Raw genomic sequence first — 10,300 nt, 5'->3', positions numbered from 1 at the left:
GTCGACCCGCAGGGGAGACCGCCACCGCCGAGCCCCGCGGCCGCCCAGGCCGCAGCGCTGCAAACCCCACTCTTCTCAATGGCGGTGCGTTCCCCGCAATTCGGCGAAGAATCAAGAAGTAGACCGGCGCCGCGCGAGGCGGCCGAGCACGGCCAGGCCGCCCAGCATCAGCGCCCAGCTCTGCGGCTCGGGCACCGCGGCCGAGATCTGCAGTTGCTCGTAGGCCAGCGACTGAAGCGCGACCGCCTGCGTGCCGCTGATGCCCAGCGCGGTGGCGGCCGTCTCGCCGGCGCCCAGCGAGCGCGGGTCCAGCCCGGTGACCTGGCCGAAGTCGGTCAGCGCCTCCAGGTAGCTGCCCCAGGCGCTGGCGTGGTAGCTGTCCACGTTCCACAGGTTGATCTTGCCGGCATCGATGCCCCATCCTGGGCAGCAGGCGAACGATCGTTGGGTATCAGCGGGCGAGGACCTGCAGCGCCACCCGCAGGCCGTTCTCGTAGACCTCGTCCGGCGCGATCAGGCCGGACGGCACCGGGCCGGGCGCCGCGCCGGCCGTGGCCGCGAGCGGACGCCAGCGCGGCTCGCCGTCGACGGTGCCAAGGACGATGCCGGCCGTGCGCCCCTGGCGATCGAGCACCGCGGCGCCGAGCGCCACCCCGTCCGCCGCAAAGCCGAGCCGGCGCAGCGGCCCCGCCTGCCCGCCGAGGAAGCCCTGCGACAGGACCGGCCAGGCCGCCTGTGCACGCGGCGCGAAGCGGACCAGGAAGCCCGGGCTGCCGGCGAAGGGCTCGCGCGCTGACGGCGCCTGGCCGGGTGGCAACGGCTTCGATAGATGCAGCAGGGTCAGGCCCGCGGCCTCCAGCGCGGCATCGCTGCGATCGACCGTCGCCAGGCGCGTCTGGCCCAGGCCGTTGCGCAGCCACACCTGCGTGGCGGCTGGGATCGGCGCCACCGCCAGCGAGCCGTCGCCCAGCAGCACGCCATTCGAGAGCTGGCGCAGGTCCGCCGGCGTGGCATCGCCCGTGGCCCAGGGGGCGAAGCGGTGCGGCGCGGCCAGCAGCGCGTCCGGTGCGAGGGGCAGGTCGCCGGCCAGCGCCCGCGCGGTCTCGGCCAGCAAGGCATCGCCGGGCGCGCGGGCCCGCCATTCGTCCAGCAGGCGCTGCGCCAGGCCACGCTGGCCGCCGATGTACAGCAGCCAGGCATAGAGGGCGCCGGCCTCGGGATGCTCCAGGTGCTCGCCCGCGGTGTGGGCGGCGAAGGCCAGCGCACGGCGGTACTGGCCGTCCTGCATCGCGGCGCGGATCAGGCCGATCTCGGCATCGGCCTCGTGGCGCATCATCGCGGCGCGCTCGAAGTCGTCGAGCGCGGCGGTGTTCTCGCCGCGCTGCAGTTCGCCTTCGCCGCGCGCCAGCAGTTCGGCACGCGGATCCTTGTCGTCACCCGCCTGCGCCGTGGCGCAGGCGAGCATGGCGGCCAGCAGCAGCCCCTGGAGGCGCATCAAGGCAGCTGCGTGATCCGCGGAATCGCCATCACCGGCTGGCTCGGGTCGTAGGCCGCGGCCGGCGTCTTGTAGCCGCTGAGGTAGGCCGTCAGCGCATCGATGTCCTGCGCGCCGCCCAGCGTGCTGGTGCCGCCGATCAGCACGGTGAAGCCGTCGCCGCCGGTGGCCATGAAGTTGTTGACGGTCACGCGGTAGGTCTTGGCCGGGTTCTGCACCACGCCCGCCGCGACGATGTACTCCGGCGCGCCGGTCGCCTGCGGCGGCACGGTCGTCACGTCCGTCGGCGTGAAGACCACGTCGACGATCTTCGAGCAGGCCGGGGCCGAGGCTTTCCACGAGTACTTCAGGCCGTTGGAGATCTGCATCACGCGGTTGGCCGTCTGGCCCATGCAACCGTTGAACTGCTGCTCCAGCACGTTCTTGATCTGCTGGCCGGTCAGCGTCATCGTCACCAGGCTGTTGCCGAAGGGCTGAACGGTGAAGGCATCGCCGTAGGTCAGCGCATACGGGTAGCTGCCGGAGGCGGCGACGAAGCCCGGCGAACGCACGCCGCCCGCATTCATGAAGGCGATCTGCGCGCCGCCGAGACTGGCCGGCTGCGTGGCCTGCAGCTGCGCGTCGGCGATCAGGTCGCCGGCGGGCATCTCGCCGGCGGCATTGGCCGTCGAGGGCAGGGCGCTGGAGATCGTCGCGATCACGGCGCCGGCCAGCGGCGAGACCAGGCCGTTGTAGCCGTTGACGATGTTGCGCACGCTCGGGTCGGTGGCGATGGCCTGGTTGATCGCGACATCGGTGCGGTCGACGAGGCGGTTCGTCGGGGCGACCGAGATCACGTTGCGGGTCTTCGGGTCCAGCGTCACGTCGATATCGGTCAGCACGCGGCCGAAGGCGCTGGCGCTGGTCACCGGGATCAGGCGGCCCACCTTGTTCGCCAGGCCGGTCGGGCGGGCCGTGACCTGCGCCGTGCCGCTGACGTTGCGCACGTCCACCGTGTTGGCCGAGCAGTTGTAGGCCGCGTGCGTGTGGCCGCTGATGACCAGGTCCACTGCGTCGTCCAGGCGCTTGACGATGTTGGCGATGTCGGAATCGCTGCCGTCGGCGTTCTTCAGATTGCCGTCGCAGCCGTTGATGTCGCCGACATTGGGGCTGGTCTGGAAGCCGCCCTGGTGCACCAGCACGACGATCGCCTCGACGCCCTGGGCGCGCAGCCGCGGCACCAGCGCGTTGACGGTGTCGGCCTCGTCGTTGAAGGTCAGGCCGGCCACGCCGGTGGGCGTGACGATGCCGGGCGTGCCCTTGAGCGTCATGCCGATGAAGGCGATCTTGACGCCGTTGAAGGACTTGATGCCGTAGGGCGCGAGCAGCGTACGGCCGGTGGCGTTCTCGACCACGTTGGCCGAGAGCCACTGGAACCTGGCGCCGTCGAAGGTGCCCGGTGCGCGCGAGCCCAGGCCCTTGCAGCTGTTCGGGTCGGGCTGGCCGTTGGTCAGCTTGCAGCCACCGGACTGCAGGCGCTTCAGCTCGGCCGCACCCTTGTCGAACTCGTGGTTGCCCACCGCGTTGAACTCGACGCCGATGTGGTTGAGCGTCTCGACCGCGGGCTCGTCGAAGAACAGCGCGGAGATCAGCGGCGAGGCGCCGATGAAGTCGCCGGCGCCGACGACGACGTTCAGCGGGTTCTGCGCCTTCAGCTTCTGCACATAGGCGGCGATGTACTCGGCGCCGCCGACGGCCGGCCGCTGCGCGGCGGGCACGATCGTGTTGACGCCGAAGGTACCGGGCGTCTGCAGATTGCCGTGGTAGTCGTTGAAGCCGATGATCTTGACGGTGATCGGGGCGGTCTGGGCCTGGGCCAGGGCGGCGGCAGTCAGCAGCGTGGCGAGGAAAGTCTTCTTCATCATGGCAGCCTCCTTCGTTCAGGCGCGGGGTGCGCGACGGGCCAGCAGGCCGACGACGCCGAGGCCGGCGAGCAGCAGCGCGAAGCTGGCCGGCTCCGGCACCGCCGTAACGCTCAGCTTCAGCGCACCGTTGGTCGCGTTCAGCGCCAGGCCGCCGTCGTCCACCACCGACTGCAGCAGCGCACCGCCGATGCTGTAGCTGCCGGCAGCCAGCGTGAAGGTGCCGCGGCTGTAGGCCGGGTTGGCCAGGGCCTCGTCGAAGTCGAAGACGACCGAGCCGGCGGTCGTTCCGGCCGCGACCGCCGAGGTCGTGCCGATCACCGCGCCGCCGTTGCTCACGGTGAAGGTGTCGCCGGCGAAGCCGGCATCGACCACGGTCAGTTGCGCGACGAAGCCCGTCGGTACGGTGAACTGGAAGCTCAGCGGAGAGCCGTCGGCAAAGTCGATCCATTGCGTGCCGAAGGAGGGGCCGACGAAGTTGTCGACGGTGAACTCCTGCCAGCTGCCGTCGGAAGGCAGCGCGACGGTGGTGGCGTGGCCGGTGGCGCAGCCCAGCGCCAGCATGCAGGCCGCGATCGGCTTGGTCCTGATCATCATCTTCGGCTCCTCTTGATAGTGGTCTCGTCGAGCGACGAGGCCGACTATCAAAGCGGAGGATGACGATGTCGTGACCGGCTGCGCCTAGTTCCTCGCGTGCGTCACCTTGTAGGAGGCGACCCCCGGCAGCTCATGCAGGCGGCTCGAGTAGCGGGTCAGCGTCTGGCCGAAGTAATTCTCCATCGCGGTGCAGACGAAGCGCCATTCCTCGCAGCCGTCGCGCGACTCGATGTTCAGCGAGCCCGGCGCGAAGCGGTAGCCGAGCCTGATGGCGAAGGCGGCCAGCTCGGCCTGCTCGAAGTGGCGGCCGGGCTCGCCGCGTATCGTCACCGCGATGGCCGGATGCGAGGGCAGCTTCGATTCCAGCTTGGCGCCCCACATCATCAGGCTGGCGCACAGGCCGGTCAGCACCAGCGCCGCGAGGAAGAAACCCATGCCGACGACGATGCCCAGCGCCGCCGCCACCCACAGCGAGGCCGCGGTCGTGAGGCCACTGATGTTCATGCCCTCGCGCATGATCACGCCCGCGCCGAGGAAGCCGACGCCGGTCAGCACGCCCTGCATCACCCGCGTCGGGTCGGTAAAGGGCGGCGTGCCCTCGGGGCCCAGGTGGCCGCCGAACCACTGGTGCGGATAGGCCACCAGCACGGTCACCGCGCAGGAGGCCATGCAGACCAGCGCGTAGGTGCGCATGCCGGCGGCGCGGCCGTGGTAGGTGCGCTCGTAGCCCAGCGCCAGGCCCAGCGTCATCGCGCCGAGCAGGTGCAGGAACATCAGCACGTTGGCCGCCCACTGGTCGCCGAGCCAGTAGTGCAGCAGCTGGTCGAGGTTCAGCATGGTTCTTGTCTCCTCCGTCCCCGGGGCCAAGCTTAAGCGTGCCCGCATCAAAAGGGGCGGTGTGCGGTGCCGGGTGTTGCGCGGCGGCTGCTAACGCCGAGCCCGAGCGGCATCCCGTTTGCCCTGGAACCCGGATCACTTCCGGAAGGGGCACCATGACGACGAGCTCATCGACGACTCGCCTGCTGACGCTCGACGCGATGCGCGGCCTGGCCGCGCTGCTGGTCGTCGTCTATCACCTTGAGGAGGAACTGCACCTGGCGCCGCGCGGCTACCTGGCGGTGGACTTCTTCTTCCTCCTCAGCGGCGTCGTCATCGCGCGGACCTACACGCCGCGGCTGGAGCGCGGGCTCGGCATCAGGGGTTTCATGACGGAGCGCCTGATCCGGCTCTACCCCTTCGTGCTGCTGGGCGTGCTGATCGGCGCGGCGCGCCGCGTGGGCCAGCTGCTGATCCACCATCCGCAGCAGATGCCCTGGCCGGACCTGCTGGTGGCGCTGCCCTTCAACCTGGCGATGTTGCCGACGCCCTTGCCGGGCTACGGCCTCTTTCCGACCGACGGGCCGATCTGGTCGCTGTTCTTCGAGCTGGTGGTGAACGCCCTTTACGCGGGCTTCCTGATCCGGCTGCGCAGCCCGCAGCTGCTGGGCCTGGTGCTGCTGATGGGGGCGGGCATGGTGGCGCTGTTCGCCGGCCGCGAGCAGATCGCCGGCGGGCCCGACTGGGCCGCGCTGCACATCGGCTTGCTGCGTTCCGGCTTTGCCTTCTCGCTGGGTGTGTTGATGTCGCGGCAGCTGCCTGCAGGGGCGCCGCGGGTGTCGGCGCTATGGTGGCTGCCCTGCGTGGCCATCGTCGCGGTGCTGATGGTGCGGCCGCCGGCCGGCTATGGCGGGCTCTACGACCTGAGCATGGCGCTGGCCGGATTCCCGCTGCTGGTGTGGTTCGCCGCGCGCCGCAATCCGGCGCCGGCCTTCCGCGGCGCGGCCTCGGTGCTCGGCGACATCTCCTATCCGATCTACGCCTTGCACTACCCGCCGATGTTCATTGCGGCCTATGCGGCGCGCAAGTTCGGGCTGCCGCCGATGCTGTGGATTCCCGTGTTCATCGGCGGCATGGCCGTGATCAGTCATGGGCTGGCGCGCAGCTACGACCCGGCCCTGCGGGCCTGGCTGTCGTCGCGGCTTCAGACCGCCAGGAGTTCCACTTCGAACAGCAGGGTCGCGTTGGGCGGGATCACGCCGCCGGCGCCGCGCGCGCCGTAGCCCAGTGCCGCGGGGATCACCAGCATGCGGGTGCCGCCGACCTTCATGCCCTGCACGCCTTCGTCCCAGCCCTTGATGACCTCGCCGCCGGCCAGCTTGAAGCGGAACGGGTCGCGGCGGTCCTTGCTGGAGTCGAACTTCTTGCCCTTCAGGCCATCCTTGTAGAGCCAGCCGGTGTAGTGGACCGTGACGCGCTGGCCCGCCTTGGCCTCGTCGCCATCGCCTTGCACGGTGTCCTGGTACTGCAGGCCGCTGGGGGTGGTGGTGAGGTCCAGCTCGATCGGCTCGTCGCCACCCGACAGGCCCAGCAGTTCCACCTCGAACAGCAGCGTCGCGTTGGGCGGGATCACGCCGCCGGCGCCGCGGGCGCCATAGCCCAGCTCGGGCGGGATCACCAGCGTGCGCTTGCCGCCGATCTTCATGCCCTGCACGCCCTCGTCCCAGCCGCCGATGACCATGCCGGCATCGAGCTCGAACTGGAAGGGATCGTTGCGGTCCTTGCTGGAGTCGAACTTCTCGCCCTTGGCGCCGTCCTTGTAGAGCCAGCCGGTGTAGTGGACGGTGACGTCATGGCCGGACTTGGCGACCGCGCCGTCGCCGACGACGGTGTCTTCGTATTGCAGGCCGGAGGAGGTGGTGTTCATGTGGAGGGTCTTTCGGTAGCGGAGGGCGGCATCATAAAGGGCCAGGCGGCTACGCCTTCGGCCAGCAGTTCGGCCAGGCTGCTCGCCTGCAGGCGCAGGCCCAGGTGGCCCGCCGCCTCGCGCAGCGCCTCGACCGGCGCCTCCAGATCCAGCGCCGCGGCGCCGTTCTGCTTGGAGAGCTTCTGCCCGTCGGCGGCCAGCACCAGCGGTGTGTGCAGGTAACGCGGTAGTTCATCAGCGCCCAACAGGCGCTGCAGCAGGATCTGGCGTGGCGTGTTGTCGGCCAGGTCCTCGCCGCGGACCACGTCGGTGATGCCCTGTTCGGCATCATCGACGACGACGGCCAGCTGGTAGGCCCACAGGCCGTCCGCGCGCTTGAGCACGAAGTCACCGACCTCCGATTCGATGCGCTGTGATTGCGGGCCGAGGCGGCGGTCGGTCCAGGCAAGGGGCGTGTCATCGGTGCGCAGGCGCCAGGCGCGGGCGGGCTTGCCGTGCAGGCCGTCGCGGCAGGTGCCGGGGTAGATCAGTTCGCCATGGCGTTGATGCGGCGGCGCGAGGGCCGCGATGTCCTTGCGCGAGCAGCCGCAGGGGTAGGCGTGGCCGCCGTCCGCAAGGCGCTGCAGCGCCGCTGCATAACGCTCGCTTCGAGCGGATTGCCAGACCGGCGCTTCATCGGGCACCAGGCCGCAGCGGGCGAGCTGTTCGAGGACCAGCCGGTCGGTGCCCGGCGGGCAACGCGGCGTGTCCACGTCCTCGATGCGCACCAGCCAGCGTCCGCCGTGGGCGCGCGCATCGAGCCAGCTGGCCAACGCAGCGACCAGTGAACCCGCGTGCAGCGGACCGGTGGGTGAGGGGGCGAAGCGGCCGATGTACATGGAAGAAAAGCAAAAGGCCCGAGGTCTTTCGACTTCGGGCCTTCTTCGACTTATTCGGTGGGGTGGCTGATGGGACTCGAACCCACGACAACAGGAATCACAATCCTGGACTCTACCAACTGAGCTACAACCACCACTGAACTGCTGAGCCTCACATTCTAACCAGAAAAATAGTGCTTCCCGGAGACTTGAGGCGAAAACTTCAAAAAATCTTCAAGGAGCCGGTGCGGAAGCGGCCGCGGCGGCCTTGATCGTCGTCTTGAAGCGGGCCTTCAGTGCGTTGTAGTAGGCCAGCGTCTCGGCGGTGGCCCAGGCCTGCGCGTACTGCTGCTCGGCGCGCTTCGGGTCGATCAGGGCGGGGTCGCGGGCCTCGATCTTGTCGATCTGGGCCACCAGGAAGGTGCCGTCGCCGTTGTCCACGCCGACGTAGGCCGGCAGCTTGCTCGCATCGGCGGCCAGCACGCCGTCCAGTGCCTTGCGCGGCAGGTCGGCGGGCTTGGCGCGCGAGACGGTGATTGCGGGCTCCAGGCCGTCGGCCGATGCGCCGCCCTTCTGCAGCGCGGCCAGGCGTTCCTGGCCGGCCTTGACGGCCTGAGCGGCGGCCAGCTTGGCCACGAGCATCTCGCGCACCTTGGGCTTCACGTCGGCCAGTGCCGGCACGCGCGCCGCGTTGTACTGCACGACGCGGGCCGACACGAGCTGGTTCGGGCCTGCTTCCACCGCATTGGTGTTGTGCTTGGCCTGCAGCGCGTCATTGGCGAACACGGCTTCGAGCAGCTTCGGCGAGGCCAGCGGGCCGGCGGCGCCCGGGGCGGGCGTGCGGGTGACGGTGGCGGTCTGGATCGGCAGCTTCAGCTTGTCGGCCACCGGCTGCAGGCTGTCGGCCTGCTCGTAGACCATGTTGCCGAACTGCTCGACCACTTCGCCGAAGCGCTTCTGCGCCAGCTGCTTGCGCACCTCGGCCTCGATCTCGGGGCGCACTTCGGCGAAGGACTTCTTGTCGCCGCCGCGGATGCCGGTCAGCTGGATGATGTGGTAGCCGAAGTCGGACTCGACGACGTTGCTGACCTCGCCCTGTGCCTTCATCGCAAAGGTGGCGTCCTCGAACGGCTTCACCATCGTGCCGTTGTGGGCGAAGAAGTCGAGGTCGCCGCCGTTGGCGGCCGAGCCCTCGTCCTGCGAGTTCTTCTTGGCCAGGTCGGCGAAGCCTGCCGGGTTCTTGCGGGCCTGGGCCAGCAGTTCCTCGGCGCGGGCCTTGGCCTTGGCGCGGTCGGCGGCCGGCGCATCCTTCGGGGCCTTGATCAGGATGTGGCTGGCGCGGCGCTGCTCGGCGACGTTGAAGCGCGAGGCGTTCTCGTCGTAGTACTTCTTCAGGTCGTCCTCGTTGACGGTGACGTCCTTCTTCAGCGAGTCGAGGTCCAGCAGCACGTACTGGATCTGCGCGCTCTCGGGCAGCTTGAACTTGTCGGCGTTGGCGCTGTCCTTGTAGAAGGCCTCGATCTCGGCATCGCTCGGCTCGATCTTGCCGGCAAAGTCCTTGGCGGCGAAGCGCTGCACGCGGATGCTGCGTTGCTGCAGGAAGGCGTCGAAGGCGAGGTTGGCGTTGCTGGCGGCGGGCAGGGCGCTGGCCTGGATCGGCTGGGTGACCTGCTGGTTGATCAGGTCGCGGCGCAACTGCTCGGAGAACATCGAGAAGGTCTGGCCGCGGGCGGCGAGCACCGCGTCGTTGACCTTGCCGTCGCTGCGCAGCAGCTCGAACTGCGGGTCGTTCCAGAACACGCGGTTCAGCTGGTCATCGCCGACGTACAGGTGCGCCTTGGTGGCCGCGGTCTGGATCACGTGCTGGCGCACCAGCAGGTCCAGCGCCTGCTGCTTGACCTCGGGCGTGTCGAACAGCTTCGGGTCGATGTTCGGGTTCTGGGCGCGCACGCGGTTGGTCTGCTCGCGCAGCGCGTTGTCCCATTCGGTCTGGGTGATCTTCTGCCCGTCCACGGTGGCGACCACCGAGTTGGACTGGTTCATCATGCTGGTATAGCCCTGCATCCCCACCAGCGCGAAGGAGGGCAGGATCAGGATCAGCAGCAGGAACTGGAACAGGCGCGTGTTGGCGCGGACGAAATCGAACATCGGGGCCTCAGACATGACAAAGGCGAACCGGGGAGCCTCCCTGTTCGCCTTCGCTCAACTGGAATCCGGAACCGGATCAATGGTGGGTGCTAACGGGCTCGAACCGCTGACATGCTGCGTGTAAGGCAGCTGCTCTACCAACTGAGCTAAGCACCCGGGAGAAAGTCGATCAGTTTACCGCGTCTTTCAGGGCCTTCCCGGGACGGAACTTCGGCACCTTGGCAGCCTTGATCTTGATGGCTTCGTTGGTGCGCGGGTTGCGGCCGGCGCGGGCGGCGCGCTTGGTCACGGTGAAGGTGCCGAAACCGACCAGGGACACACTGCCGTTCTTCTTCAGCGTCGTCTTGACGCCGCCGATCACAGCTTCCAGGGCGCGGCCTGCGGCGGCCTTGGAAATGTCGGCTTGCTTGGCAATGTGCTCGATCAGTTCAGACTTGTTCACGTAGGTACCCCTCAACAGGTTGCTGGTGCGGTGCTCCGTCGCTGGAGCAGGGTTGTCTGGGCGCTTTCGGCGAGCTTTCAGGCCTGTTGCGGCCGGTCTCGCGGGTCACGCGGGAAG

At 69.1% G+C, this 10,300-nt stretch carries 10 protein-coding genes, 2 tRNA genes and 1 pseudogene; 1 reads left to right on the top strand and 12 read right to left on the bottom strand.

What is annotated here, in order from left to right:
• Window positions 1-111 precede the first annotated feature (111 nt).
• The 5 genes from B0W88_RS09955 to B0W88_RS09935 all read right to left on the bottom strand — a co-directional run bounded on the left by B0W88_RS09955 (window position 112) and on the right by B0W88_RS09935 (window position 4,830).
• On the bottom strand, window positions 112-384 hold the full coding sequence (locus B0W88_RS09955) for a PEPxxWA-CTERM sorting domain-containing protein (protein WP_077034505.1): 273 nt from the start codon (window positions 382-384) through the stop codon (window positions 112-114).
• 67 nt (window positions 385-451) lie between these two features.
• A complete protein-coding gene (locus B0W88_RS09950; RefSeq protein ID WP_144006697.1) occupies window positions 452-1,498 on the bottom strand; it encodes a hypothetical protein in 1,047 nt (348 codons plus the stop codon).
• Window positions 1,495-3,399 carry a bifunctional UDP-sugar hydrolase/5'-nucleotidase gene (locus tag B0W88_RS09945; RefSeq protein ID WP_077034503.1) on the bottom strand — a complete coding sequence of 635 codons (1,905 nt, stop codon included), beginning with the start codon at window positions 3,397-3,399 and terminating at the stop codon, window positions 1,495-1,497. Before B0W88_RS09945 ends, B0W88_RS09950 begins: the two co-directional genes overlap by 4 nt.
• A 15-nt stretch (window positions 3,400-3,414) precedes the next feature.
• Window positions 3,415-3,993, bottom strand: a complete 579-nt coding sequence (locus B0W88_RS09940) for a PEP-CTERM sorting domain-containing protein (RefSeq protein ID WP_077034502.1) — start codon at window positions 3,991-3,993, stop codon at window positions 3,415-3,417.
• Between the two features lie 84 nt (window positions 3,994-4,077).
• Window positions 4,078-4,830 (bottom strand): MgtC/SapB family protein, encoded by a 753-nt coding sequence (locus tag B0W88_RS09935; protein WP_077034501.1) that lies wholly within the window; start codon window positions 4,828-4,830, stop codon window positions 4,078-4,080.
• Between the two features lie 155 nt (window positions 4,831-4,985).
• On the opposite strand from B0W88_RS09935, the gene B0W88_RS09930 reads away from it, so the two are divergent.
• Window positions 4,986-6,092 (top strand): acyltransferase, encoded by a 1,107-nt coding sequence (locus B0W88_RS09930; RefSeq protein ID WP_077034500.1) that lies wholly within the window; start codon window positions 4,986-4,988, stop codon window positions 6,090-6,092.
• Here B0W88_RS09930 and B0W88_RS34705 read toward each other — a convergent pair.
• The 7 genes and pseudogenes from B0W88_RS34705 to B0W88_RS09900 all read right to left on the bottom strand — a co-directional run bounded on the left by B0W88_RS34705 (window position 6,014) and on the right by B0W88_RS09900 (window position 10,264).
• Window positions 6,014-6,367 (bottom strand): FKBP-type peptidyl-prolyl cis-trans isomerase, encoded by a 354-nt coding sequence (locus B0W88_RS34705; protein WP_233151673.1) that lies wholly within the window; start codon window positions 6,365-6,367, stop codon window positions 6,014-6,016. The two genes, B0W88_RS09930 and B0W88_RS34705, sit on opposite strands and share 79 nt — an antisense overlap.
• Window positions 6,368-6,391: 24 nt before the next feature.
• Window positions 6,392-6,736, bottom strand: a pseudogene (locus B0W88_RS34700) (FKBP-type peptidyl-prolyl cis-trans isomerase); the annotation flags it as partial.
• Complete coding sequence (gluQRS, locus tag B0W88_RS09920; RefSeq protein ID WP_077034498.1) at window positions 6,733-7,614, bottom strand: tRNA glutamyl-Q(34) synthetase GluQRS; 882 nt, start codon at window positions 7,612-7,614, stop codon at window positions 6,733-6,735. The gene gluQRS and the pseudogene B0W88_RS34700, both read right to left, overlap by 4 nt.
• A gap of 58 nt (window positions 7,615-7,672) precedes the next feature.
• A tRNA-His gene (locus B0W88_RS09915) sits at window positions 7,673-7,748 on the bottom strand.
• Window positions 7,749-7,827: 79 nt separating this feature from the next.
• A complete protein-coding gene (locus B0W88_RS09910; protein WP_077034497.1) occupies window positions 7,828-9,741 on the bottom strand; it encodes a SurA N-terminal domain-containing protein in 1,914 nt (637 codons plus the stop codon).
• An 80-nt stretch (window positions 9,742-9,821) separates the two neighbouring features.
• Window positions 9,822-9,897 (bottom strand) — tRNA-Val (locus B0W88_RS09905).
• A gap of 13 nt (window positions 9,898-9,910) precedes the next feature.
• Window positions 9,911-10,264, bottom strand: a complete 354-nt coding sequence (locus B0W88_RS09900) for an HU family DNA-binding protein (protein ID WP_158080833.1) — start codon at window positions 10,262-10,264, stop codon at window positions 9,911-9,913.
• Between the last annotated feature and the right edge of the window lie 36 nt (window positions 10,265-10,300).

Source organism: Pelomonas sp. KK5, from assembly GCF_001984095.1.
Taxonomy (GTDB): Bacteria; Pseudomonadota; Gammaproteobacteria; order Burkholderiales; family Burkholderiaceae_C; genus KK5.
Note: the sequence above shows the minus strand (reverse complement) of the source record. Positions and strands in the feature narration are given on the sequence as shown.

Bases quoted from the DNA above. Each gene is read 5' to 3' on its own strand.
- gluQRS (WP_077034498.1), bottom strand. From the start codon at position 7,614: ATGTACATCGGCCGCTTCGCCCCCTCACCCACCGGTCCGCTGCACGCG.
- B0W88_RS09930 (WP_077034500.1), top strand. From the start codon at position 4,986: ATGACGACGAGCTCATCGACGACTCGCCTGCTGACGCTCGACGCGATG.
- B0W88_RS09935 (WP_077034501.1), bottom strand. From the start codon at position 4,830: ATGCTGAACCTCGACCAGCTGCTGCACTACTGGCTCGGCGACCAGTGG.
- B0W88_RS09940 (WP_077034502.1), bottom strand. From the start codon at position 3,993: ATGATGATCAGGACCAAGCCGATCGCGGCCTGCATGCTGGCGCTGGGC.
- B0W88_RS09910 (WP_077034497.1), bottom strand. From the start codon at position 9,741: ATGTTCGATTTCGTCCGCGCCAACACGCGCCTGTTCCAGTTCCTGCTG.
- B0W88_RS09945 (WP_077034503.1), bottom strand. From the start codon at position 3,399: ATGATGAAGAAGACTTTCCTCGCCACGCTGCTGACTGCCGCCGCCCTG.